The 25,507-nt window shown below is 63.4% G+C and carries 22 protein-coding genes; 5 read left to right on the forward strand and 17 right to left on the reverse strand.

The features are described from left to right. Nucleotides 1-277 precede the first annotated feature (277 nt). A complete protein-coding gene (locus HCO70_RS08985) occupies nucleotides 278-1,039 on the forward strand; it encodes a WecB/TagA/CpsF family glycosyltransferase (RefSeq protein WP_172295094.1) in 762 nt (253 codons plus the stop codon). Nucleotides 1,040-1,086: 47 nt separating this feature from the next. Beyond that, a complete protein-coding gene (mfd, locus tag HCO70_RS08990; RefSeq protein ID WP_172295095.1) occupies nucleotides 1,087-4,539 on the forward strand; it encodes a transcription-repair coupling factor in 3,453 nt (1,150 codons plus the stop codon). 7 nt (nucleotides 4,540-4,546) lie between these two features. Here mfd and HCO70_RS08995 read toward each other — a convergent pair whose 3' ends face one another. The 8 genes from HCO70_RS08995 to HCO70_RS09030 form a co-directional block, all read right to left on the reverse strand. Then, complete coding sequence (locus tag HCO70_RS08995; RefSeq protein WP_172295097.1) at nucleotides 4,547-5,788, reverse strand: multidrug effflux MFS transporter; 1,242 nt, start codon at nucleotides 5,786-5,788, stop codon at nucleotides 4,547-4,549. A 166-nt stretch (nucleotides 5,789-5,954) separates the two neighbouring features. Beyond that, entirely contained in the window at nucleotides 5,955-7,184 is a 1,230-nt protein-coding gene (locus HCO70_RS09000) for an MFS transporter (RefSeq protein WP_172295098.1), read from the reverse strand. Nucleotides 7,185-7,313: 129 nt separating this feature from the next. Further along, on the reverse strand, nucleotides 7,314-7,949 hold the full coding sequence (locus tag HCO70_RS09005) for a DsbA family oxidoreductase (RefSeq protein WP_172295100.1): 636 nt from the start codon (nucleotides 7,947-7,949) through the stop codon (nucleotides 7,314-7,316). Then, nucleotides 7,936-9,462 carry a class I adenylate-forming enzyme family protein gene (locus tag HCO70_RS09010; protein WP_172295101.1) on the reverse strand — a complete coding sequence of 509 codons (1,527 nt, stop codon included), beginning with the start codon at nucleotides 9,460-9,462 and terminating at the stop codon, nucleotides 7,936-7,938. Before HCO70_RS09010 ends, HCO70_RS09005 begins: the two co-directional genes overlap by 14 nt. Before the next feature lie 64 nt (nucleotides 9,463-9,526). Continuing rightward, nucleotides 9,527-10,177 (reverse strand): MIP/aquaporin family protein, encoded by a 651-nt coding sequence (locus HCO70_RS09015; RefSeq protein WP_172295103.1) that lies wholly within the window; start codon nucleotides 10,175-10,177, stop codon nucleotides 9,527-9,529. After that, a complete protein-coding gene (locus HCO70_RS09020; protein WP_172295104.1) occupies nucleotides 10,174-10,650 on the reverse strand; it encodes an arsenate reductase ArsC in 477 nt (158 codons plus the stop codon). Before HCO70_RS09020 ends, HCO70_RS09015 begins: the two co-directional genes overlap by 4 nt. A 165-nt stretch (nucleotides 10,651-10,815) precedes the next feature. Then, nucleotides 10,816-10,932 carry an entericidin EcnA/B family protein gene (locus HCO70_RS09025; RefSeq protein WP_172295106.1) on the reverse strand — a complete coding sequence of 39 codons (117 nt, stop codon included), beginning with the start codon at nucleotides 10,930-10,932 and terminating at the stop codon, nucleotides 10,816-10,818. A 4-nt stretch (nucleotides 10,933-10,936) separates the two neighbouring features. Then, nucleotides 10,937-12,754 carry an extracellular solute-binding protein gene (locus tag HCO70_RS09030; protein ID WP_172295108.1) on the reverse strand — a complete coding sequence of 606 codons (1,818 nt, stop codon included), beginning with the start codon at nucleotides 12,752-12,754 and terminating at the stop codon, nucleotides 10,937-10,939. 391 nt (nucleotides 12,755-13,145) lie between these two features. Between HCO70_RS09030 and HCO70_RS09035 the strand changes: the two genes are divergently transcribed. Next, complete coding sequence (locus HCO70_RS09035) at nucleotides 13,146-13,919, forward strand: 3-hydroxybutyrate dehydrogenase (protein ID WP_172295110.1); 774 nt, start codon at nucleotides 13,146-13,148, stop codon at nucleotides 13,917-13,919. A gap of 40 nt (nucleotides 13,920-13,959) precedes the next feature. On the opposite strand, the gene HCO70_RS09040 is transcribed toward HCO70_RS09035, so the two are convergent. The 3 genes from HCO70_RS09040 to HCO70_RS09050 all read right to left on the reverse strand — a co-directional run bounded on the left by HCO70_RS09040 (nucleotide 13,960) and on the right by HCO70_RS09050 (nucleotide 16,603). Continuing rightward, nucleotides 13,960-14,655: a DUF502 domain-containing protein gene (locus HCO70_RS09040; RefSeq protein WP_172295112.1), complete on the reverse strand. Its 696-nt coding sequence runs from the start codon at nucleotides 14,653-14,655 to the stop codon at nucleotides 13,960-13,962. 146 nt (nucleotides 14,656-14,801) lie between these two features. Beyond that, complete coding sequence (locus HCO70_RS09045; RefSeq protein ID WP_172295114.1) at nucleotides 14,802-15,716, reverse strand: pseudouridine-5'-phosphate glycosidase; 915 nt, start codon at nucleotides 15,714-15,716, stop codon at nucleotides 14,802-14,804. After that, complete coding sequence (locus HCO70_RS09050) at nucleotides 15,713-16,603, reverse strand: PfkB family carbohydrate kinase (protein WP_172295116.1); 891 nt, start codon at nucleotides 16,601-16,603, stop codon at nucleotides 15,713-15,715. The genes HCO70_RS09045 and HCO70_RS09050 overlap by 4 nt, the downstream gene beginning before the upstream one ends. A gap of 248 nt (nucleotides 16,604-16,851) precedes the next feature. On the opposite strand from HCO70_RS09050, the gene rpsB reads away from it, so the two are divergent. Both rpsB and tsf read left to right on the forward strand, forming a co-directional pair. After that, entirely contained in the window at nucleotides 16,852-17,670 is an 819-nt protein-coding gene (rpsB, locus tag HCO70_RS09055; protein WP_172295118.1) for a 30S ribosomal protein S2, read from the forward strand. An 85-nt stretch (nucleotides 17,671-17,755) separates the two neighbouring features. After that, entirely contained in the window at nucleotides 17,756-18,631 is an 876-nt protein-coding gene (tsf, locus tag HCO70_RS09060) for a translation elongation factor Ts (RefSeq protein WP_172295120.1), read from the forward strand. A gap of 503 nt (nucleotides 18,632-19,134) precedes the next feature. Here tsf and HCO70_RS09065 read toward each other — a convergent pair. The 6 genes from HCO70_RS09065 to pstC all read right to left on the reverse strand — a co-directional run bounded on the left by HCO70_RS09065 (nucleotide 19,135) and on the right by pstC (nucleotide 25,500). Next, on the reverse strand, nucleotides 19,135-19,839 hold the full coding sequence (locus tag HCO70_RS09065; protein ID WP_253913143.1) for a LuxR family transcriptional regulator: 705 nt from the start codon (nucleotides 19,837-19,839) through the stop codon (nucleotides 19,135-19,137). A gap of 606 nt (nucleotides 19,840-20,445) precedes the next feature. Further along, nucleotides 20,446-21,135, reverse strand: coding sequence for a phosphate regulon transcriptional regulator PhoB (phoB, locus tag HCO70_RS09070; protein WP_172295124.1), 690 nt, complete (start codon nucleotides 21,133-21,135; stop codon nucleotides 20,446-20,448). After that, nucleotides 21,135-21,851, reverse strand: a complete 717-nt coding sequence (gene phoU / locus HCO70_RS09075) for a phosphate signaling complex protein PhoU (RefSeq protein WP_172295126.1) — start codon at nucleotides 21,849-21,851, stop codon at nucleotides 21,135-21,137. Before phoU ends, phoB begins: the two co-directional genes overlap by 1 nt. 8 nt (nucleotides 21,852-21,859) lie before the next feature. Continuing rightward, the gene (pstB, locus tag HCO70_RS09080) at nucleotides 21,860-22,657 is read right to left on the reverse strand and encodes a phosphate ABC transporter ATP-binding protein PstB (RefSeq protein WP_253913233.1); all 798 of its coding nucleotides are present in this window, start codon (nucleotides 22,655-22,657) and stop codon (nucleotides 21,860-21,862) included. Nucleotides 22,658-22,678: 21 nt separating this feature from the next. Next, a complete protein-coding gene (gene pstA, locus HCO70_RS09085; protein ID WP_172295130.1) occupies nucleotides 22,679-24,040 on the reverse strand; it encodes a phosphate ABC transporter permease PstA in 1,362 nt (453 codons plus the stop codon). Beyond that, entirely contained in the window at nucleotides 24,037-25,500 is a 1,464-nt protein-coding gene (pstC, locus tag HCO70_RS09090) for a phosphate ABC transporter permease subunit PstC (RefSeq protein ID WP_172295132.1), read from the reverse strand. The genes pstA and pstC overlap by 4 nt, the downstream gene beginning before the upstream one ends. Between the last annotated feature and the right edge of the window lie 7 nt (nucleotides 25,501-25,507).

The raw sequence follows: 25,507 nt of genomic DNA on the forward strand, positions 1-25,507 counted from the left end.
GACTTCTGTTTCGCCCGAATCGGCAGCAACCGCGCAGCGATTGCATTGACTGAAATCTCCCTCAATTAAGAAAACAAATACATTTCCGTGCAAAGCGCGGAGATGTGCCGACGAACAATTTCAAAATTACATCAACACAATAGAAGTATTTTTCACCAAATTATAATTAAGGATGACAAACTAACCTAGTTGAACAATAATATTCGCCGCAGACCCCCGACTAAAAATTTGTCGATCACGGGAAGTAAATCCCTATCGGCGTCAGGGGAGGTTTGTTTTGAGTATCTTTATCAGTAATCAAAAGATCTGCATTAATATCAAAAATGAGCATGATCTGTTAACGAATATCCGCAATCGCCTAGAGGCCGGTGACGGATTCACACTTGCTACCTTGAACACACATCATATTGCTGTCCTGAGGGGCGACCCAAGCTATTGCAGCGTAATTGCCGCGCAGGATCTGATCTGCGCCGATGGTAACCCTGTGGTGTGGCTTTCCCGGTTGGGGCGCAGTCCAGTTTCACTGGTTACTGGTTCCGACATGCTTTTGCCGATGGCGAAGATCGCGTCCGAACTCGGAATATCCATCGCGCTGGTCGGCTCGACGGATGCGGCGCTCAAATCGGCGGCCTGCAGTCTGGTTCAGAATTGTCCCGGTCTTCAGGTTGCACTTTGCCTTGCCCCGACGTTCGATTTTGACCCTATGGGTGCAGAGGCAGATGCCGTTCTGCGCGCAATTGCTGAATCAGGTGCCGGTCTTTGTTTCCTGGCTCTGGGTGTTCCGAAACAGGAGATTCTGGCCACACGCGGCCGAATGATCATCCCGGACGTTGGATTCGCCTCCATCGGTGCTGGAATTGACTACATCGCCTGGCCCCACCGACGCGCACCTGTGTGGATGCGAGCACTCGCACTTGAATGGTTCTGGAGATTGATTTCTGAGCCTGGGCGCCTGTCTCGTCGGTATTTGCTTTGCGCACTCATCCTTCCGAGCGTCATAGCGCAAGTGCTCCGGCAGCGCCGATGGACATCGCAATAGCAATTTGTCGTTGACATGCCCGGCCTGGCCTTTACCCGTCCGTCCGCATGTCCCAGACAACCAATATCACCGTCGGCGGTGCGCCCGAGGGCTTTGACGCCCGGCTGCTGGTCCAGGAACTGGAGAAATCCGGCGGGCCGGTAATTCACGTGGCGCGCGACGACAAGCGGCTGGCAGCGATGCAGTCGGCGCTGGAATTCTTCGCGCCGCAGATGCCTGTGGTCGCCTTCCCGAGCTGGGACTGCCTGCCATATGACCGGGTTTCGCCGCATGCCGACATCGCGGCGATCCGGATGGCGACGCTGGCCGGGCTGGTCAAGGGGATGCCCGGCAACTTCATCCTGTTGACGACGCTGAACGCCGCGACGCAGCGGGTGCCGGCGCGGGGCGTGCTGGAGGAGGCGTCGTACACGGCACGGGTCGACAGCCGGGTCGATGAAAAGGCGCTGCGCGAATTCCTCGTTCGCATGGGCTTTACCCAGGCGCCTACGGTTATGGAGCCGGGAGATTACGCCGTCCGGGGCGGGATCATCGATATCTACCCGCCGGGCGAGGGCGGGCCGGTGCGGCTGGACCTGTTCGGCGATGTGCTGGACGGGGCGCGGCGGTTCGACCCGATCTCGCAGCGGACGACCGAGAAACTGGAAACCGTGGAACTAGCGCCGGTGTCCGAGGTGATCCTCGACGAGGCCGCAATCACCCGCTTCCGGCAGAATTACCGCATCGAGTTCGGCGCGGCTGGTACCGACGATCCGCTTTACGAGGCGGTGAGCGCGGGACGCAAGCATCAGGGCATGGAGCACTGGCTGCCGTTCTTCCACGAGTCGCTGGAAACGCTGTTCGACTATCTGCCGGGTGCGTCCGTCTGCCTGGACGATCAGGTCGGGCCGGCGCGAACCTCGCGCTGGGAGGGGATCGTCGACCAGTACGAGACCCGCGTTCATGCGATGCAGCAGAAGAACCGGATGGACACGGTCTACAAGCCGTGCCCGCCGGGATTGCTGTACCTCGACGATGCCGCTTGGGACGCGGCGCTGGGGGCGCGACGGGTGCTGCAGTTCAACCCGCTGCCGCAGGCGACGGGGCCCTCGGTCGTGGATGCCGGAGGGCGGATCGGGCGAAACTTCTCGCCGGAACGGCAACAGGAATCCATCAGCCTTTTCGGGGCGGTGGCCGACCATGTTCGCGCGCGGATGAAGGCAGGGCCGGTTGTTCTGGCCGCCTATTCCGAAGGTTCGGCGGAACGGCTGGGGCATCTGCTGCAGGATCACGACATTACCGGGACCGAGCATGTCGCGCGCGCCGGTGAACTGGTGGACCTGACCGGGCCGGCGCTGACCGTGTGGCCGCTGGAAACCGGGTTCACCACGTCGGACATGACGGTGATCGCCGAGCAGGACATCCTGGGCGACCGGCTGATCCGCGCACCGAAGAAGAAACGACGGGCCGAGAACTTCCTGACCGAAGCGCAGTCTCTGTCGCCGGGCGACCTGATCGTGCACGTGGATCACGGTATCGGGCGCTACACCGGGCTGGAAGTGGTGACGGCGCTTGGGGCGCCGCACGAATGCATCGCGCTGGAATATTCCGGCGGTGACAGGCTGTTCCTGCCGGTCGAGAATATCGAACTGCTGTCCCGCTACGGCCACGAGGAAGGGCTGCTGGACCGGCTGGGCGGCGGGGCGTGGCAGGCGAAAAAGGCGAAGCTGAAGGAGCGGATCCGCGAGATGGCGGACCGGCTGATCCGGATCGCCGCCGAGCGGGAGCTGCGCCGCGCACCGATCATGGAACCGCCCGAAGGGATGTGGGACGCGTTCTCCGCGCGATTCCCGTATCAGGAAACCGACGATCAGCTATCGGCCATTGTCGATGTGCTGGAGGATCTTGGGGCAGGGCGGCCGATGGATCGGCTGGTCTGCGGCGATGTCGGATTCGGCAAGACCGAGGTGGCGATGCGCGCCGCCTTCGTCGCCGCGTTGTCCGGCAAGCAGGTGGCGGTGATCGCGCCGACGACGCTGCTGGCGCGGCAGCATTACAAGAGCTTTGCCGAGCGGTTCCGGGGCTTCCCTGTGGAGGTGCGGCAGCTGTCACGCTTCGTTTCCGCCAAGGACGCGGCGGCGGCGCGGGATGCTGTGTCGCGCGGGACCTGCGACATCGTCATCGGGACGCATGCCCTGCTGGCGAAGGGCGTGAGGTTCAAGGACCTGGGGCTGCTGGTCATCGACGAGGAGCAGCATTTCGGCGTGAACCACAAGGAACGGCTGAAGGAGCTGCGGTCGGACGTGCACGTGCTGACTCTGACCGCGACGCCGATTCCGAGGACGCTGCAGCTGTCGCTGACGGGTGTGCGGGATCTGAGCATCATCGGCACGCCGCCGGTGGACCGGCTGGCGATCCGGACCTATGTGAGCGAATTCGACGCGGTGACGATCCGCGAGGCGCTGTTGCGCGAGCATTACCGGGGCGGACAGTCGTTCTATGTGGTGCCGCGGATCTCCGACCTGCCGGAGATCGAGGAATTCCTGAAGGAACAGGTGCCGGAGGTGACATTTGTCACCGCGCACGGGCAGATGGCGGCCGGGCAGCTCGATGACAGGATGAACGCGTTCTATGACGGCAAGTACGATGTGCTGCTGGCGACGACGATCGTCGAGTCGGGGCTGGATATCCCGACGGCGAACACGATGGTCGTTCACCGTGCGGACATGTTCGGGCTGGCGCAGCTGTACCAGATCCGGGGGCGCGTCGGACGGTCGAAGACGCGGGCCTATGCCTATCTGACGACGAAGCCGCGCGCGAAGCTGACCGCGACCGCCGAAAAGCGGTTGCGGGTGCTGGGGTCGCTGGATTCGCTGGGGGCCGGGTTCACCTTGGCCTCGCAGGATCTGGATATTCGTGGCGCCGGGAACCTGCTAGGCGAGGAGCAGTCGGGGAACATCAACGAGGTCGGGTACGAGCTGTACCAGTCGATGCTGGAAGAGGCGATTGCCAAGATCAAGTCTGGCGAGCTGGAGGGGCTGACCGATGCGGGCGGCGACCAATGGGCGCCGCAGATCAACCTTGGCGTTCCTGTCCTGATTCCAGAGGATTACGTGCCGGATCTTGATGTACGGCTCGGGCTGTACCGGCGGCTGTCGGAGCTGCACTCGAAGGTGGAGCTGGAAGGCTTCGCGGCGGAGCTGATCGACCGGTTCGGCAAGCTGCCGAAAGAGGTCAACATGCTGCTGCTGATCGTGCGGATCAAGGACATGTGCAAGCGGGCCGGGATCGCGAAGCTGGATGGCGGGCCGAAGGGGGCGACGATCCAGTTCCACAACGACAAGTACGCCAATCCCGCCGGGCTGGTGGACTTCATCAAGGCGCAGAACGGGCTGGCGCGGGTGAAGGACAACAAGATCATCGTGCGGCGCGACTGGAAGGGGACGAAGGACCGGATCCAGGGTGCTTATGCCATCGCGCAGGATCTGGCGAAGTTCGCTCAGGCGGAGAAGGCCGCCTGAGCATAGGTCATTCGGCGGGCGTGATCTCTGCCGGGATCGGTTCCGCACCGCTCGGCTCGGTGCCCTGGCGGGACAGCAGCGAGAGGCCCATCGCGTAGCAGATCAGCGCGCCCATCGCCGGGGCAAGCGGGGTGCCGTTGAAGGCCTGGCCGATGGGAACGGCGATGATCACGGCGCCGATGGTGGCGAGCGCGCCGATGACAGAGGCGCCGAGGCCGGCCATGCGGCCCAGCGGCTCCATCGCCAGCGCGTTGAGGTTGCCGATGCAGAGGCCGCCCATCAGGAAGATCGACAGCATCCACACGATGAACGCCGCGAAATAGGCGTTGCCGGTAAGGGCGCCGGTCAGGATGATCGCGGTCATCGTGAAGGACATGACGCATTGCACCGCCATCGCCGTCATCGCGATGCGGCGCATGCCGAAGCGCATCACGAGGCGGGTGTTGAGGAAGCTTCCGCCCGCGGAGAGCAGGGCGAGCATGCCGAACCAGTAGGGGAAGGTGTCGCCGCGGTCGAAGACCTGGACAAAGATCGGCTCGGCGGTGGAGATCAGCGTGAACATGACCGCGAAGACGAAGGCCTGCGCGCCGATGGTCAGGGAAACGAGGCGGTTGCCGAGGATCTCGCGCACGCCGGCAGCGAGGTCCCGGGGGCGCAGGTCGCGGCGGTTCTCGGGGATCAGCGTTTCGGGCTGGCGCAGGCCGAGCCAGAGCGCGACCACGCCAGCGAAGGCGACGTAGCCGAGGAAGATCGCGCGCCAGTCGGCGACGGCGATGATCATCTGGCCGGTGAGAGGCGCTATGGCCGGGATCAGGGTGAAGACCATCATCGCGAAGGACATGATCTGCGCCATGCGGCGGCCTTCATAGGTGTCGCGTACAAGCGCCAGCGCGGCGACGCGCGGCGCGGAAGCACCCAGCCCCTGGATCACGCGGGCGGCGAGCAGGAGTTCGAGCGTGGGCGCGAAGTAGCAGAGAAGCGCGCCGGCGACGTAGAGTGTCATGCCCGCGAGGATCACTGGCTTGCGGCCGAAGGTGTCGCTGAGCGGGCCGCTGAACAGCGTGCCGATCCCCATGCCGAAGACGAAGCTGGTGATGATCAGCTGCGCCCGGTTCGGGTTGTCCGGGGTCAGGGTGGCGGAAATCTCGGTGAGGGCGGGCAACATGGAATCGACGGCAAAGGCCGCCGACGCGATCATCATCGCGATGAGGGCAATGAATTCGGGTTGTGAAAGCTTCTTACTGGTCATGGAGCCGGAGGTAACATGTCTTTGGCCGAATACCAGAAAAAACATGCGCAAAGCAGGTATTTGCTAAACGCATATTAATTTTCGCTTTGAAATTAGCCGTATTCCGGAATCGTGCAGGCGGGAATCCGCGCGAGATGATAGTGGGCACGGCCCAAAACGGGGCCTGTCAGGCTGCGGGATCCGTCGTCGGCGCGGTGTGAGTCGATGGGCCCAGCAACTGCATCAGGGCCAGGCTTCCGGCGCAGCAGAGCGCCGTGCCGACGGCGAGCGAGATGGGCGTGCCATCGAAGCTGAGGCCGATGGGGGCGGCGACGGCGACCGCGGCGACCGTGGCGATTGCGCTGATCAGCGAGGCACCGAGACCGGCAAGGTGCCCGAGAGGTTCCATCGCCAGCGCGTTCAGGTTGCCGATGCAGAGCCCGGCCATGAAGAAGATGCTCTGGATCCAGATCAGAAAGAGGATAAAATAGGCGGTGCCTTCGAATGCCCCGGTGAGTGCGATCACGGCAATGAGCGTGGATATGGCGAGCTCTGTCCAGAGCGTCCAGCGGATCACGGCGCGCATGCCGATCTGCACCACTATCCGGGCATTGAGGAAGCTTGCGCCCGCCGAGATCAGCGAAATGCCACCGAACCATTTCGGAAAGCTCTCTTCGGCGCCAAAGGTCTGGGCGAAGATCGGCTGGACCGTGGAGAGCGTGCCGAACAGCACGCCGAAAACCAACGCCAGGATCGCGATGGTGACGGTGACGGCCCTGATCGAGAGGATTTCAATGGATCCGCGAACGATCGTGTTCAGCCGAAACGGACGCCGGTCTTCGGGATGAAGGGTCTCGCCTTGCCGCACGGCCACCCAGACGAGGATCGCGACCGCCCAGGCCATGTACGCCAGGAAAATGCCTCGCCAGCCTATGGCGTCGATGATGAACGAGCCCATCAGCGGAGCAACCGCGGGAACGAGCGTGAAGACCATCATCGCGAAGGACATGACCTGCGCCATGCGGCGCCCCTCGAACTGGTCGCGGACGATGGCGAGGATCGCGATGCGCGGGCCAGCGGCGCCGATGCCCTGAAACACACGGGCCAGGAGGACGAGTTCCAGCGTGGGCGCCGCCCAGGACAGGAACGCGCCGAAGAAATAGAGGACGAAGCCGAACAGGACCACGGGCTTGCGGCCGAACCGGTCGGAGAGCGGGCCGGTGAACAGCGTACCGACGCCCATGCCGAGGACAAAGCTGGTGATGATCAGCTGCGCGCGGTTCGGGGCGTCGGGTGTAAGCTCCTCGGCAATGGCCGTCATCGCCGGGAGCATCGAGTCGATGGAGAATGCCACCGAGGCCATGATCATGGCCGTCAGGATGATGAATTCCGGAAGAGGGAGCGGCTTTGTCGGCATGAGGGCCGTCTACCACATTGAATGGCAGCTGCCAGAGAAAGATGCCGGAGTCATGTAACTGGCCGGAACGGGCAGGGAGCGGCTGTTTCGGCGGGGTTGGAAAACCGCGAATTGCCGCCTGCGGCCTGCTTATTCTGCGGAAGTCTTGAGTTCCTCGATCACCTGCACCCAGAGTTCCGGCGGCTGCGCGCCGGGCACCGCGTGGCGCTGACCGACGACGAATGTGGGAACGCCCGAGACGCCGTGTTCGCGAGCCCAGCGGTCGCGCGCGCGAATGTCTTCCCTGTCGGCGTCGCCCTGCAGAAGCTGGCGGATCATCGCGGCGTCGAGGCCGCAGCTGTCGGCGATGTCGGAGAGCACGTCGATATCGCCGATGTCGCGCGCCTCGGTGAAATAGGCCCGGAACAGCGAGGAGACGACGGCGGTCTGGCGGCCTTCGATCCCGGCCCAGTGGATCAGGCGGTGGGCGTCGACCGTGCTGGGCGTCCGCTGAATGCCGGCGAAGTCGATCTTGAGACCGGCTTTTTCGGCAGCGTCGACGATGGGCGCGTAGGCGTCGATGGCGCCCTGACGGCCGCCGAATTTCAGTTCCAGATACTCTTTCCGGTCCATGCCGCCCTCGGGCATGTCGGGGTTCAGCATGAACGGGTGCCATTCGATCTCGAACGGGTGGTCGGGCACCTGTTCCAGCGCGCGGTCGAGGTTGGTCTTGCCGATGTAGCACCACGGGCAGATCGGATCGGAGATGATATCAAGCTTGATCATGTTCGGCCTCCCATTCGGCGCGAAGCTTCCGGCGCTGGATCTTGCCGTTAGGGTTTTTCGGCAGAGCCGCCACCCGGTGGTAGATGCGGGGGGCCTTGTAGCGTGCGAGGCTGCGAGAGGCAAACCGGTCGAGCTCTGCTGGGTCGAGGTCGCTGTCGGCAGTGTAGAAGGCGGCGATGACGGTCGTGTCGGATTTCACGCGCACCTCGGCGGCGGCGCATTCGTGGATGCCGGGATGCGCGTTCAGGGCGGTTTCGACCTCGATGGGCGATACGCGGACGCCGCCGGCATTCATCATGTCGTCGGAGCGGCCGAGATAGGTGATGGCGCCGTCCGCGTTCATCGAGACGGTGTCGCCGGTCAGGAACCACCCGCCATTGTAGCGGGCGGCGGTTTCCTCGGGCTGGCCCCAGTAACCGAGCATCAGGCCGGGATCGCGGCTGGAGACGGCAAGGGTTCCGGGCTGGTCTGCTTCGACGGGGCCGTTTTCGCCGAGAACAGCGACGCGGCGGCCCGGCTGGGGGTAGCCGAGCGTGCCGTCCTGGGCGGGATGTGACGGGGCGCCGGAGACGAAGGTGGAGCATTCGGACATGCCGAAGGCCTCGTGGATCTGCGTGCCCGTGGCCTCCTGCCAGTGAGCGCGAGTGGTGTCGGGAAGCTTTTCGCCGGCAGAAAGGCCGTGGCGGAGCTTCGGAAGCTGCGGCACCGGGTGGCGCAGGAGCTGGCGGTAGACGCCGGGGGCGGCGGCGAAGATCGTCGCGTCGTGGCGTTTCAGGAGCAGCGGCAGCTGGGCCGGGGTGACGCCCTTGCCGGGGATCAGGGCGGTGGCGCCGATGGACCACGGGTCGAGGAGGCCGGTGCCGAGCGTGTAGGTCCAGTTGAACGCGCCGGCATGGAGCAGGCGGTCATCGGGGCGGAGACCGTACCAGCCGGACCACATCAGCCGCCGCGCCCAGATGGCGCGATGCGCGTGGGTCACGGCGCGGGGGCTGCCGGAGGTGCCGGAGGTGTAGATGATGTAGCCGGGGCGGTTCGGGTCGCCGATGGCGTATTCGGCAGGCGGCAGGTCATGGAAGGTGGCGAGGGTGTCTGTGCCGATGACCGGGCAGGGGACCGGGTCAGGGAGAGACAGGCCGGGCTCGGCGACGATGAGGGCGGGGGCGATCTCGTTGGCGATCTTGGTGACCTCGGGCGCGGTGAGGAGCGCGGAGGTGGGAACCGGGATCAGGTCGGCGGCGAGGGCGGCGAGGAAAGTGATCGGGAACTCGACGGTGTTGCCGAGGCGCATGAAGACGCGGTCGCCGGGCTGCAGGCCGCGGTCGAGGAGGCCGGCGGCGGTGCCGCGGACCGCCGCTTCGAGTCTGGCGTAGGACCAGCGCTGCGCGCCGGAGGGGGACAGGACGGCGAGGGCGATCTTGTCGGGGATCTCGGGGGCCAGCGCGAGGACGTAGGCGGCGAGGTTGAACCTGGCCGGGCAGGGAGGCGGCGGGCCCTGATCGAAGACGGCGTCCATGAACCTGTCCGATAGGGCCCGGGCGGCGGCGATGCAAGCGCCCCTGCGCGGGGCGCGATCACATTCAGGCGGGGCGGAACAGTCGCGCGCCGACCAGCCAGGCGAGCGTCGCGCCGATGCACTGGGCGACGATGAAGAGCGGCATGTGGCCGGGAAAGATGCCGGCGAAGGTGTCGGTCAGCGAGCGCGCGATGGTGACGGCGGGGTTGGCGAAGCTGGTGGAGGCAGTGAACCAGTAGGCGCCGGTGATGTAGAGGGCGACGATGGTCGGCACCGCCTCGGGCCGGTGACGGATGCCACCGAGGATGACGAAGACGAGGCCGAAGGTGGCGACGATCTCGGCGAACCATTGCGGCGGGCCGGTGCGGGCCTTTTGCGAGAGCTGCAGGATTTCGAGATCGAACATCATGTGCGCCATCCAGACGCCGAGGATGCCGCCGACGATCTGCACCGCGACATAGGTCAGGGCGGCGCTGGTCGCGATCTCGCCCCGCAGCCAGAAGACCAGCGTGACCGCCGGGTTGAAATGCGCGCCGGAGATCGGGCCGAGGATGGTGATGATCACGTAAAGGACGCAGCCGGTGGCGATGGCGTTCGCCAGCAGCGCCACGGCGATGTTCCCGCCGGCCAGCGCCTCGGCCATGATGCCGGAGCCGACGACGCCGATCAGGAGGAAGGCGGTGCCGATGAATTCGGCCCAGAGTTTCTGGCTCATGCGACCTTGCCCACCCGGCCGATCAGCGCCTTCAGCTCGCCGGGATCCATCGTCTCGACCGGGTGGTCGAGGAAGGATTCGGCGCGGCGGCGCAGGGTGGCGTAGGCGTCGGAAAACGCCTGCGGCTGTTCGTCCGGTGTGGCGGCGGCGGGATCCTCCACGCCCCAGTGGCCGCGCACCGGGGCGCCGGGCCAGTAGGGGCAGGTCTCGTTGGCGGCATTGCCGCAGACGGTGATGACCGCATCCATTTCGGGCGCGCCGGGTTCGGCGAATTCGTCCCAGCTTTTGGAGCGGAGGCCGGTGGCCGGATGCTCCTGCTGCTGCAGCAGGGAGAGCGCGCCGGGATGGACCTGGCCCGCCGGTTTCGAGCCGGCGGAATAGGCGGTCACCCGGCCCTGGCCGAGATCGTTGAGAAGCGATTCAAGCAGAATCGAACGGGCGGAGTTGCCGGTACAGAGTACGAGTATGTTCATGCGGGCCGCGCTACAGGTCCTGTGTAACAAATTCATGTCATATCAAGGATCGTTGATATAACAGTGCGGCCTGTATCCTTGCCTGGCGCTTCAAATGCAAGAGGGCCCTCGCAAGGGCCCTCTTTTGTACGGATGGATCCGCGTTCCTGGCCGCTGACCGCGGCGTCAGAAGGTGTTTCTGACGGTCCGCGCGCTGGCCGAGATATCCTCGCCAACACCTTCGACGGTGTTGCAGGCGGCCAGCGCCGAAAGCAGCGCGACAATCAACAGAGTGCGTTTCATATTCTTATTCTTCTTCCCACCACCAGACGAGCGGCTGCCAGTCCAGCCAGTCGCCATAAATCGGAACATGCTCCGGATAATGCAGTTCCCTGGCATGCGCCAGACGGCTGGTGTTGAACTGATAGAAGGGGATCACGTAGCGGCCCGTGGTCAGGACCCTGTCCAGCGCCTTGGTCGCGGCGATGAAGCCGTCGGTGGACTCGGCGGTCAGGATCTCTCCGATCAGCGCATCGGCGGCGGGGGAATCCATGCCCATCCAGTTCTTGCTGTCGGGCTCGGTGACGCCGGCGGACCCCCAGTAGCCATATTGCTCGTTGCCGGGGCTGAGCGAGACGCCGACCCGGTAGTAGGTCATGTCGAAATCGTAATTCCGCATACGCTCGTTGTACTGGGCCTTGTCGATGATGTTGATCGTGACATCGATGCCCAGACGCGACAGCGCCTCTGCATAGATATTGGCGAAGGCTTCCTCTTCGGAGGATCCGATCGACAGCAGCAGTTCGAACTCGAAGGGATTGCCGCCCTCGTCAACCAGCACACCGTTTTCGACGGTCCAGCCTGCCTCGGCCAGCAGGTCCTGTGCTTTGGCGATGTTGGCGCGGTTGCGGACGGTGCCGTCGGATACGGGAAGTTCATAGCCTTCGAGCGCGCCGGGCAGCAGGCTGTCGGCGTAGGGCTCCAGGAACGCGCGCACCTGGCCCTCGGCGGGGCCGTGATCCATGCCGAGGATCGAGTTGGAGAAATAGGACGTGATCCGTGGCTGCTGGCCGCCGGTCTGGGTCTTGTTGATGAACTCGAAATTGAAGGCGTGGATCAGCGCGTCGCGAACTTTCCAGTCGGAAAACAGGTCGCGGCGGGTGTTCATGACGAAGCCGGTAATTCCCGAGGGCCGGCCATGCGGCACGACGGACTTGATCACATCGCCGGATGTGATGGCGGGGAAGTTATACTGATCTTCCCATTTCGCGGCGTTGAATTCGCGGTTGGAGTTCAGTTCACCGGCCTTGAAGGCTTCGAACTGGGCGGTGCCGTCGGAGAAGAACTCCATGCGCACCTCGTCCAGATTTGCGTGGCCGTTCCAGACCGGCAGGTCCCAGCCCCAGTAATCCGGGTTGCGTTTGAGCGATACGAAGCGGCCGGCCTCGAAATCGTCGATCCTGTAGGGGGACGAGGTGATCGGGATCTCGTCGAGGCCCGACTCGGCGAAATCCTTGCCCTCCCACTGCGCCTTTTTCAGGATCGGGCGCAGGCCGAGGATGAGCGGAAGCTCGCGGTCCTCGGTGTTGAAGGTGAAGCGCACCGTGTGCTCATCGACGGCTTCGGCCTTTTCGATCTTGGTCCAGGCGCCGGCATAGCGGGGGTGACCGATTGTGCCGAGAGTCTCGAAGGACCACAGCACGTCTTCGACGGTTACGGGCGAGCCGTCGGAGAATTCCGCCTCGGGCCGGAGGGTGAATTCGACCCAGGTCCGCTCCGGGTCCGTCTCCACCGATTCGGCGAGAAGACCGTACAGCGTGAACGGTTCATCCCAATTCCGGGCCATTAGCGTGTCCGCGGTCAGGAAGCGGAGCTGCCAGGGAACCGTTCCCTTGCGGATGTAAGGATTGAGGCTGTCGAAACTGCCGACTTCGCCCGTAATGATGCGGCCACCTATCGGTGCATCAGGGTTGGCATATGGAAACGCCTCGAAATCTGGTGGCAGCGCAGGATCGCCGTACATAGCTATGCCATGCATTGGTTCGGCACTTATCTGGCCAATTGAAAGTAGCGCAGCCGAAACTGCCCCGAAGGCCAGTCCCAGGAGGTGGGGGTTACGTTTCATTTCGGCAACAATCCTTCTGCTCCGCCGGTGCTTTTTGCGCGAATCTACCGGCAGGCGTCTGGCATTTCAAACTTTTACCTTTGACCCCAGCAGTTAAGCGCGTATAAAGGGTGCACTGCTCGATAGGTTTCTTGCCTGTATGAAACCTGCCTCAATAACTTAACGCCCGCTTCGTGCGGGCGTTTTTTTTGGGCATTTCAGAAACGCGCCACCGGGAAGCTCCTTTGACTTCGAGAAGGAGAATCGCGGGCTTGCTATCAGGCTGGCGCAGTCTGAAAAACCGACCTTCGCAATCCGGCCCATCACTTGCGCGAGACTACGCAATCATTGCCGGTTTTCATCGCAAGGCCCGCCTGTATGCTGCGCCGCAACGAAGCATGGGAGAGCTTTCATGAGTCTGAAGGGAAAGACCGCCGTCGTTACCGGCTCGAACTCGGGTATCGGGCTGGGCGTGGCGCGGGCGCTGGCGGAGGCCGGGGCGGACGTGGTGCTGAACTCGTTCACCGACAACGAAGAAGATCACGCGCTGGCGGCGGAACTGGGCAAGGAATTCGGCGTCAACGCGCGCTATATAAAGGCGGACATGTCCAAGGGTGCGGAGTGCCGCGCGCTGATCGCGCAGGCCGGCACCTGCGATATCCTCGTCAACAACGCCGGCATCCAGCACGTGGCGCCGATCGACGAGTTTCCCGAAGAGAAATGGGACGCAATCATTGCGATCAACATGAACTCTTCCTTTCATTGCACCGCCGCCGCGCTGCCGATGATGCGCAAGGCCGGGTGGGGCAGGGTAATCAACATCGCTTCGGCGCACGGGCTGCGCGCGTCGCCGTTCAAGTCGGCCTATGTCACCGCCAAGCATGGCGTTGTCGGCATGACCAAGGTGATTGGGCTGGAGACGGCGAAGGAGCCGATCACCTGCAACGCGATCTGTCCGGGTTACGTGCTGACGCCGCTGGTCGAGGCGCAGATCCCCGACACGGCGAAGGAATACGGGATCTCGGAAGACGAGGCGATCGAGAAGGTGATCCTGCTGAAGCAGCCGTCGAAGGAATTCGTGACGGTGGAACAGATCGGCGGCATCGCCCTGTTCCTGTGTTCGGACGCGGCCTCGCAGATCACCGGGACCACGATTTCGGCGGACGGGGGCTGGACCAGCCAGTAGGCGGGGCACGCACTGTACAAGGTGGTGCCTCGGGACACGCTCAGGCGCTGAGTTTCTCGCGCTCTTTTTCCGGGAGCTTGGCGGGTTCCACCGGCGGCACGTGGCCGTTCGGATAGACGAGCCCTGCGGAGATCACCAGCTTTGCTGCGTCCTCCACCGTCATGTCCAGTTCGATGACGTCCTTGCGGGGCACGAAGAGCAGGAAGCCGGAGGTCGGGTTCGGCGTTGTCGGGAGGAACACGGACATCAGGGTGTCGTCTATCGGGATGCGGCTGTTGATCTCGCCCTTGGCGGTGGTCGAAATGAAGGCGATCGCCCAGATGCCCGGACGCGGATACTGCACGAGGCAGGCGGTTTCGAAGTTCGATTCCGTCTGGGAGAACACCGTTTCGGCGATCTGTTTGAGGCCGTTGTAGATCGAGCGGACGATCGGCATCCGGTCGACGAGGCTTTCGGCGTAGTTGATCATCGAGCGGCCGATGATGCCCTTGGCCATCCAGCCGACGAAGACCGTGAAGATCAGGAACATCACCACGCCGACGCCGCGGATGTTCACCGGCGCGTCGATGCCGAAGACGGTGCGTAGGATGTTCTCTGGCTGATAAGCGTTCGGTACGAAGGGCAGAACGAAGCCGTCGACCCAGCCGATCACCGTCCAGAGCAGCCACATCGTCAGGCCGATGGGCGCGATGACGACGAGACCCGTCAGAAACGAGGTGCGCAGGGCACCGAACATCCTGCGTCTTGGCCGGGGGGGAGGTAGGCTCTCTCCCGGGGGTGGCAATGGCGATTGGGTCATGTCGCGTCAGCAGCTGCGTTTGTCGACCTGAAGATAGGCACTTTGCAGGGCGCTAACAATGTTCCGGCAGCACGGCTGTGTAATTATCTGGCGGCAACGCACATTTCTTTGGCGATGGCGGCGGCGAGCCGTGCATTGTTGCGCACCAGCGCGATGTTGGCGGTCAGCGAGGCGCCTTCGGTCAGGTGGAAGATCCGATCCAGCAGGAAGGGTGTGACGGCCTTGCCGGTGATGCCCTGCTCGGCTGCCTCGGCATTGGCGGCGTCGATGGCGGTGCGCATGGTTTCGGCGGGGATTTCGGCGTCTTCCGGGATCGGATTGGCGATGAGCTGGCCGCCCTTGAGGCCCAGGGCCGTGCGGGTGAGCTGGGATCTGGCGATGTCGGCGGGGCTGTCGAGGCGCAGCGGCGAAGTCAGGCCGGAACTGCGGGACCAGAAGGCGGGGAAATCGTCCTGCCCGCAGGCGATGACCGGGACGCCGAGGGTTTCGAGAACTTCGAGCGTCTTGGGAATGTCGAGGATGGCCTTGGCACCGGCCGCGACGACCGTGACGGGGGTTTCGGAGAGTTCGCGGAGGTCGGCTGAGATGTCGAAGCTGGTCTCGGCGCCCTTGTGGACGCCGCCGATGCCGCCGGTGGCGAAGACGGAGATCCCGGCGGCGTGGGCTGCGATCATCGTCGCGGCGACGGTGGTGGCGCCGGTGCGGCCCGTGGCGAGGGCGACGGCGAGATCGGCGCGGGACAGTTTCAGGACGTTTTGGGCTTGCGCGAGCGTTTCCAGCTGGCCCGGTGTGAGGCCGATGTGGAGCCTGCCGTCGAGGATCGCGATGGTGGCGGGCGTGGCGCCGGCCGCGCGGATGTCGTCCTCGACCAGACGGGCGGTCTCGACGTTCTGCGGATAGGGCATGCCGTGGGTGATGATCGTCGACTCAAGCGCGACGATGGGCGCGTTTTTCGCTTTGGCGTCCGAGACTTCCGGCGAGAAGTGAAGGTCGGTCATCCGGCAGCGTCTCCTGAAATGTGGGCGGCGGCGGCCTGGAGGGCGCGGTCGAGCGCGTCGGTGCCAGCCGCGCCGTCGAGTTCGGCGGCGATATGGGCGGCCATGAAGGTGTCTCCTGCGCCGGTCACACGGGTCACCATGACCTCGGGCGGGCAGGCGGTGAGGATGCCTTCGGGCGCGGCCATGGCGGCGGGTTTGCCGCCGTTGGTTACCAGCACGCGGGCGGCACCGCGCTTTCGCATCGCCTGGGCGGCGGTTTCGGCATCGGCGAAGGGTTCGGCGCAGATCAGGCCGGCCTCTTCGAGATTGACGTAGAGCGTGGCACCCCGGACGCCGAGGAGCGGTAGCAGGCGTTCGGCCTTGCCGGGGCTGGCGGGGGCGATGCGCAGGTCGGCGGCGGCGAAGGCCGGGCTTTGCGCTATCTCGGCCAGCAGGTCGCGGGTCAGGTTGCCATCGAGCGCGATTGTGCCCTGGTATGGTGCGTCGCGCGATCCCAGCGGGCCGTCGGTCAGCGGCGCGAGGATCTTGGCACCGGCGGCTTCCAGTGAATGGGCATCGGCAATGGCAGCGATCAGGCCGTTGGAGCCTTCGATTGCCATATAGCGGTCTGTCGGCAGGTCCTCGGACCGGTAGACATGGCTTGTATCGAGGCCGAGGCGGGCGCAGGCGGCAAGGAGTTCATCGCCCTCGGGGTCGCGGCCAATGGCGGTGAGCAGGGCAGGGGTCAGGCCGAAGCGGCGCAGTGTCATCGCGATGTTCATGGCGACGCCGCCGGGCAGCCGGGTGATCCGGCCCGGCACGTCGTTCGAGAGCTGCATGACGCGGGTGGCGCGGCCGATCACGTCCCAGAGGACGGCACCGATGCAAAGGATGTCTGGTTGGGCCACGGTTGTCCCTGTACTGGCAGTCGCGTTTGCCTCTTTTGCCGTCTGCCGCGCGGGCGATGCAAGCCTTCTTGACCGGGGTTCGGCGAACGCGGGGCGCCGGGGCTTGCGCAATGCTCAACCTTCGCTTATATCGCGCGACACTTCACAGGCGGGGCTTGGGCCTTGCGGGGAGACATCCCGTAAGGTCCGCCGGTTGAGCGAAAGCTTCAAGTGGTCCCGCCGAGGCGCAAACCGGAAAGGAAACGAACATGGCGCTGCCTGAATTCACTTTGCGTCAGCTTCTGGAAGCTGGCGTACACTTCGGTCACCAGACCCAACGCTGGAACCCCCGTATGGGCGAGTTCATCTACGGCGAACGCAACGGCATCCACATCATGGACCTGACGCAGACCGTCCCGATGCTGGACGCTGCTCTGAACGTGATCCGCGAAACCGTCGCCAAGGGTGGCCGCATCCTGTTTGTCGGCACCAAGCGGCAGGCCGCGAAACCGGTGGCCGAAGCTGCCGAACGCTGCGCACAGTATTACATGAACCACCGCTGGCTGGGCGGCACGCTGACCAACTGGAAGACCGTGTCGCAGTCCATCGCCCGTCTGAAGGCGATCGACGAGCAGATGGCGGAAGGCGCCGAGGGCCTGACCAAGCGCGAGCGTCTGTCGGTCGAGCGCGACCGCGAGAAGCTGGAAGCGTCGCTGGGCGGCATCCGCGACATGGGCGGCGTTCCGGACCTGCTGTTCGTGATCGACGTCAACAAGGAAGACCTCGCCATCGCCGAGGCGAAGAAGCTGAGCATTCCGGTGGTTGCGGTCGTCGACACCAACTGCTCGCCCGAAGGCGTTGACTACATCATCCCGGGCAACGACGACGCGGCCCGCGCCATCGCGCTTTACTGCGACCTGGCGTCGCGTGCGGCTCTCGACGGGATGTCGGCACAGCTTGACGCGGCCGGCGTCGATGTAGGCGCGCTGGAAGAGGGCATGGTCGAGGAAGGGCTGGACGACGAGGCCGGCGAAGAAGCCGCTGTCGAGGAAGCCCCGGCCGAAGAAGAGGCGAAGGCCGAGGCCTGATCGGGCCCGACCGTCACCGAAACGTCATCGGGTGCGGCTATGGCCGCGCCCGGGACACTATCCGTTCGATTTGAGGAGAGCCGAGATGGCAATCACCGCTGCACAGGTGAAAGAACTGCGCGAAATGTCCGGCGCAGGCATGATGGACGCCAAGAAGGCGCTGGTCGAGACCGACGGCGACATGGAAGCGGCCGTTGACTGGCTGCGCACCAAGGGCCTGGCCAAGGCCGCGAAGAAATCCGGCCGCACCGCCGCCGAGGGCCTTGTTGCCGTCGCGGTCAAGGGTGGCAAGGGCGTTGCAGTCGAGGTGAACTCGGAAACCGACTTCGTCGCGAAGAACGCGGATTTCCAGACGATGGTGAAGGCGATTGCCGAGACCGCGCTGACCGTGTCGGACGTCGAGGCGCTGGCTGCGGCCAACCTTGGCGGCAAGACCGTTGCGGACGTCGTGACCGACAAGATCGCGACCATCGGCGAGAACATGACCCTGCGCCGCATGGCCATGGTCGAGGGCGATACGATCGCGTCGTACATCCACAACGCGGCCGCCACCGACATGGGCAAGATCGGCGTCCTGGTTGCGCTGAAAGGCACCAACGAGGCGTTCGGCAAGCAGGTCGCGATGCACATCGCCGCTGCGAACCCGGCTTCGCTGGGCGAGGCGGACCTGGATCCGGCCGTCGTCGAGAAGGAAAAGCAGGTTCAGATCGATATCGCGCGCGAGTCGGGCAAGCCCGAAGCCGTGATCGAGAAGATGATCGAAGGCCGGATGAAGAAATTCATGGCCGAGGTCACGCTGCTGGGCCAGCAGTTCGTGGTGAACCCCGACCTGACCGTCGCCAAGGCTGCGGAAGAAGCCGGCGTCGAGATCACCGGCTTTGTCCGGCTTGAGGTCGGCGAAGGGATCGAAAAGGAAGCGGAAGATTTCGCTGCCGAGGTCGCGAAGGTCGCCCAAGGCTGATCGCCCGCACCGAACCAAGCTGAACGCCCTCCGCGGTATTGCGGGGGGCGTTTTTCTTTTGGAACAGGCGACCAGCGCGAACCATCCGAAAGTGGAAGCCAGACAGCAAAGAACGGTGCAGTCCGGGCGTGGACTGCACCGTCTTATCTAAAGGCGCCCGGACAAATGGGGATGAGGACGCGGCCACCTTTATTTCGTGCCGGGCCTGCCTGTGGACTATACACAGACAGACCGGCGTCCGGTTTCCCGGTGCCGAACCTTTCACCCAGCAATAACAGGGTTCCCCGGCCCAGCTGTTCCTTGGCTAATTGCCACCACTCACGGAACACGAAAAAGGTGCCTTTTAACGCTTGGTAAAGAAAGTATGGGATTCCCTACCTTTACGGAAAGCAGCGTTAAAATTGCGTAAATTGCGCAGTGATTCCAGAGAGTTCCGGACTCACGCTCTCGCCCCGTCCCAGCCATGACACCGGGCCGCTACACCTGACGGAAAAGCTCGAAATCTAGCCTTCGATCCGAAAAATCTGATTCTGGAGACTTGCTTTCAATACCGCCTGGGCCGTCGTCTCGACATCCAGCGTCTCTCGAGCGAGGCGCAGGTGCTTTTCGACAGTGGCCGGAGTGAGGCCCATGATGACCCCGATATCCTGAGTCGTCTTACCTTCACCGACCCATTCGAGCGCTTCACGCTGGCGCTTTGTGAGCGGTTTGCGTGTGTTGGGGTAGGGCAGGGTCAGGATCTTGAGATGAAGAACGTGGTTCATCGCCTCGATTTCACTGCCTTTTACGGCCCAGATGGCATCCACATCGGACTGCGGCACACCTTCGTCAGGAATGAGCGCAATGGCGGCGATACCCCGTGCGCCAGTCTCGGCAAAGCTGATCGACAGTCCTGCGGTCAGACCGTGGCGGGTGTTAAACTCGACGACCTCGCGTTCCTTGGAGGTTAGCGCCTCGGCATGTTCACGGATCCAGCTCCACGAGCAGGAACCGCTGTTTTCGGTGGCCCAGCGGACCATCGGCGCATGCAGGTAGAGACCGTCGTTGACGAAGGTATCCATGTAGTCGCCGACGATATTGGTCAAAATCAGAAAATCGTCACGCGCGCCGAGCGACGACCGCGACCGCGACGAAGCCATTCCGTAGAGCAGCCGCGTGAATCCGTAGGAAGCCATGGCATCACAATGGTGCTGCCACAGCTCATCCATGTTTGTGGACGCGATTACGCCCTCGACATAGTCAAGCATTGTCATCCCGTCGTTCCGCGGGGTCCTCATCCGAGGGCTGATTTTTATAAGTTCTATCATAAGGTCAACCGTTTTCCTGCATGTGCGCGATATCCGTGCGCGCACGAAGTTGACGTTGCGTCCGCTTGTATCGATCCTAACTGGCGTAAATGTGGCAATTAACCCGATTTTAACCAGTTCGGGGTGTGGCCGTCGCGGTTTCGACGCGAGCGCTTGCTCACAAGATTGTGAAATGCTCATCCGTATGAATGCCTCGCCGCCGCGTCTCAGACACCGAAGACATCCGCAGTCCGGGGCTATCCATGGCCCAGGAGAGCGAAAACGAGTCTCTTTACGGGCACTTGGCCATGGAAGCTTTGATGCCGGGCCGTGCAGCGTGGGGGGCACAAACAAGCAGAGGGACCATCGCGCAGACAACACCGGCCGCATCGATGCACCTGGTTAAAAAGACCAAGGCAGCAATGGGTTACGGCGTAGCTCCACAGACCCTCATCATTTACATAATACCGATTATCGGATTAATGGATCTGACATCCGGCGCTATCGGCACGCCTCTCCCGTCGCCAATCAGCCGAGTGCGTAGCCTGCGCCTCGTACGGTTCGGATCGGGTCCTCGCCGCCATGCGCGCCGAGAGCCTTGCGCAGGCGTCCGATGTGAACGTCAACTGTGCGGGTGTCGACGTAGATGTCGCGCCCCCAGACACGATCCAGGAGCTGTTCCCGGCTCCAGACGCGGCCCGGCTTTTCCATGAAGGTGGTCAACAGACGGAATTCGGTCGGCCCCAGCTTCAGCTCCTGGCCGCAACGCGTGACCTTGTGGGTCTCCGAGTCGAGCATGATGTCCGAGAATTCCAGCCGCTGGCCAACAGACGCAGGCCGCGTGCGGCGCAGCTGGGCGCGCACGCGCGCCATCAGTTCGACGACAGAGAACGGTTTGACGACATAGTCGTCGGCGCCAGTCTCGAGCCCCCTCACCCGGTCAACTTCCTCGGAGCGCGCCGACAGCATGATGATAGGCACGCCGCGTGTGTTGGGACGTGTCTTGAGCCTGCGGCAGATCTCGATCCCGGAGACACCGGGCAGCATCCAGTCCAGCAGGATGATGTCCGGCGTGTCCTCTTCGACGAGGAGCAGCGCGTCGTCTCCTGTGCCGGCACGGGCGACGTCGAAGCCCTCTGCCTCCAGATTGTAGGCCAGCACTTCGCGCTGCGAAGGCTCGTCCTCGACGACCAGGACTTTCGGTTGTGCAGCTGCCATCAGACTACCCCGTCAGCATCCATGTATGGCGTCTCGTCACTTTTCGGGCGGCGTTCCTCGGGCATTTCACCGGTCACCATGTAGACCACCTGTTCGGCGATGGACGTGACGTGGTCGCCCATGCGTTCCATGTTCTTGGCAATAAAATGGAGGTGCATGCAGGCGGTGATGTTGCGAGGGTCTTCCATCATGTGAGTCAGCAATTCACGAAAAATCGCGTTGTACATCTGATCGACCTCGTCATCGCGTTCGATAACCTGTTCGGCCAGTTCGTTGTCGCGCTGCGCGAAGGCGTCGAGCGCGTCCTTCAGCATCGCCTCGACATCGCGGGCCATGCGGCGGATCGCCGGCGCGGCCTCTTCCACCGGCTGCAGCGTGGCTAGCACGGTGGTCCGCTTGGCGAGGTTCTTGGTGTAGTCCCCACAGCGTTCGAGATTGGCGCTGATCTTCATGACCGACAGCACGGTACGCAGATCGGTGGCCATCGGATTGCGGATCGCGATGACGCGCGCCGCTTCCTCGTTGACCTCGTTTTCCAGTGCGTCGATGCGCACATCCGTCTTGCGAACCATGTTCGCAAGATCCTCGTCACGGTCCAGGAAAGCTCGGACCGCCTGTTGGATGGACGCTTCGACGAGGCCCCCCATCTTCATGATGAGAGACTGAAGGGATTCAAGGTCGCGGTCGAAGGCAGAAGAGATGTGCTTGTCTTGCATTTATTTCTTTAACCGATACGGCCCGAAATATAGCTTTCGGTCCTCGGATCCTTTGGATTGGTGAAGATCTGATCGGTCTCACCATACTCCACAAGATTACCAAGGTGGAAGAAGGCCGTTTTCTGACTGACGCGGGCGGCCTGTTGCATCGAGTGGGTCACGATGACCACCGAATACTGGCTGCGCAGTTCGTCGATCAGATCCTCCACCTGGTCGGTGGCGATCGGGTCCAGAGCCGAGCACGGCTCGTCCATCAGCAGGACTTCCGGTTCCGTGGCAACTGCACGGGCGATGCAGAGACGCTGCTGCTGGCCGCCGGACAGGCCGGTGCCGGGCGCATGCAGACGGTCCTTCACCTCGTCCCAGATCGCGCCGCGGCGCAGGGATTTCTCGACGATTTCGTCCAGGTCCGCCTTGGATTTCGCAAGTCCGTGGATCCGGGGCCCGTATGCGATGTTGTCGTAGATCGACTTGGGAAACGGGTTCGGTTTCTGGAACACCATGCCGACCTTGGCACGGAGTTGCACCGGGTCGACCTTCTTGTCGTAGATGTCCTCGTTGTCGATCTTGATCGCACCTTCCACCCGGCAGATGTCGATCGTGTCGTTCATGCGGTTCAGGCAGCGAAGGAAGGTCGACTTGCCACAGCCCGACGGACCGATGAAGGCGGTGACGGTGCGGTCCTCGATATCGACGTCCACATCCTTGATGGCGTGGGTATCCCCATAATAGACCTGCACGTCGCGTGCGGTGATCTTGGTGTTCTTCGTCGGCATGGTGGTGACGTTCTCGCTGGTCATGGGCATCTGATTCATTGGCTCTTCTCCTTACCAGCGACGCTCGAACCGGCGACGCAGTATAATGGCGATGATGTTCATGGTCATAAGGAACAGGAGCAGCACGATGATACCGCCCCAGGCGCGTTCGTAATAGGCCGGGTCGGCGCGCTTGGCCCATTCGTAGATCTGGGCGGGCATGGCCGAATTCGGCGCCAGGAAGCCATCGACGATCCCTTCGGGGTAGTTGGTGGCGATGTAGCCGACCATCCCGATCAGCAGCAGCGGCGCGGTTTCACCGAGCGCCTGCGCAAGGCCGATGATGGTACCGGTCAGGATGCCGGGCATGGCCAGGGGCAGCACGTGGTGGAACACGGCCTGGGTTTTCGAGGCCCCTACCCCCAGCGCGGCGTCGCGGATCGACGGCGGCACCGCCTTGAGCGACGCGCGGGTCGAGATGATGATCGTCGGCAGGGTCATCAGAGTCAGGACGAGGCCACCCACGAGCGGCGCCGATTGCGGCAGGCCGCCGAACTGGATGAACACCGCCAGACCGAGGATACCGAAGACGATCGACGGGACGGCCGCGAGGTTCGAGATGTTCACCTCGATCAGGTCGGTGAACCGGTTCTTCGCCGCGAACTCCTCGAGATAGATGGAAGCCGCGACGCCGATGGGCAGCGCCAGGACAAGGACCACGATCATCATGAAGAACGACCCAATCATAGAAACCCCGATGCCGGCCTGTTCCGGGCGGCTTTCCGACGCGTCGGCGCCGGTGATGAAGGCCCAGTTGAAGGTACGTTCGACTGCTCCCGCGTCTACCAGTTGGTCGACGATGTCAAGGTGCGCAGCGTCGAGGTTCTTGTCACGCTCGAGGTCCTCGCGCTGCACCCTGCCCTTCATGTAACCGTCGACGCGGCTAGAGGCGAGAACGCGGAACGTGACGGTTTCCCCAACCTGGTCCGGATTGGCGAGCGTATAATCCCGGACCTGAGCCGGAACGGACGACGATAGCATCTTGCGCAGCGTCGGCCCATCCATGTCGGTTTCGATACCGTTGTCGGCCATGAGCTGAACCAGCGCATCCTCGATCAACGGGTTGTAGCCGAAGGTCGACACCTTGCTCATCGCCGCCGGATCGCGGTTGCCGTCGGGATCGAGTTTTTCCTCGTTCAGGTAGATCGGCAGCTCGACGAACGTCTGCGTAAAGGCCGGAATGCCGTTGCGGACGATCGAGACCAGCAGGATTACCAGGAACGCCAGACCGACACAGACAGCGGCGATCCCGTATGCCTTGAACCGGGCTTCGGCGGCATTGCGGCGCTTGGTACGCTTGTCCAGCGCGTAGAGCGACGAGCCACGAGACTTTTCCGGTCCCGACGGAACGGGTGTATTTGTCACGTCGGTCATTCGTATTGCTCCCGGTATTTGCGCACGATGTAGAGTGCGAGAATGTTGAGGCCGAGGGTGATGACGAAGAGGGTCATGCCCAGGGCGAAGGCGACGAGCGCTTCGGGCGAGGAGAAGTCCGCGTCGCCGGTCAGCTGGCTGACGATCTTCGCGGTAACGGTGGTCATCGCCTCGAACGGGTTGAGCGAGAGCCTTGCCGCGGCCCCTGCCCCCATCACCACGATCATGGTTTCACCGATGGCCCGCGAGGCCGCCAGCAGCACGGCACCGACGATGCCGGGCAGAGCAGCCGGCAGGACCACCTGTTTGACCGTCTCGGAATGGGTGGCGCCAAGGCCAAGCGAGCCGTCGCGCATCGCCTGCGGCACCGCGTTGATGATGTCGTCCGACAGTGAGCTGACGAAGGGGATCAGCATGATGCCCATGACAAGGCCCGCGGTCATGACCGAGGAAGCCGCACCCATCCAGCCCACGCTGTTCGGTCCGAAGACCGACAGCAGCAGCGGACCAACGGTCAGCAGCGCGAAAAGGCCGTAGACGATGGTCGGGATGCCGGCCAGCACCTCGATCAGCGGCTTCGCGAAGGCGCGGATCCTCGGTGTCGCATATTCCGACAGGTAGACCGCCGCGAAGAGACCGATCGGCACCGCGACCACCAGAGCGATGAACGAGATGTAGAGGGTGCCCCAGAGCAGAGGGATGATGCCGAGTTCCGATCCGCCACCGAAGCTCGGCGCCCAGGTGGTGCCGAAGAAGAAATCCCATGCGGGGTAGCGGTAAAAGAACTCGATCGTGTTGAAGATCAGCGAGAGGATGATGCCGACCGTTGTCAGAATGGCGATGGAGGCCGCGCCGATCAGCAGGTATCTGATCGACGTTTCCACGACATTCCGGGCACGGAAATCCTTGTGGGTGCGCATCAGGGCGAAGAGGAAACCGCCAAGCGCGATGGCAAGCACCACGATGGCCATCAACAAGGCGCCAGTGGCAGACATCGTCCGGTAAAGCTGCGCCGCGCGGAGCGTGGAGGAGCCGACGTCCGAACCGAGGGCAACGCCGACCCCGGCGAGGCGGTCACGGACGTCCGTGAATTCCGTACGGATGCTCGAGGCGTAGTCTTCGGTCATTGCACCGCCTGCGACGGCAATGTCGAGCCCGTTCGCGACGCGGCGCACGTCCGACATCACGAGTCCCAGTGTGCTTCCTTCCGGGATCGCCTCGGCCGGGATCGTCCCGGAAACCCGGTTCTCGATCACCAGGGGCTGAACAATCAGCCAGATTATCAGGACGAGCAGCGAGAAGACCGTCGTGAAGATGGCAACGCTGGTTCCGTAGTAGTTCGGGAGAGAGTGCAGTTTGCGGCTGTCGCCGCCGGCGCTTGCAATCGCCCTGTACCGTCCCATGAAATAGCCGATGACGGCCAGCGCCAAGATGATCGCGACGATCCAAAGCACGGGCATGTGCGCT

The organism is Pseudoruegeria sp. HB172150 (assembly GCF_013184805.1).
GTDB lineage: Bacteria > Pseudomonadota > Alphaproteobacteria > Rhodobacterales > Rhodobacteraceae > Psychromarinibacter.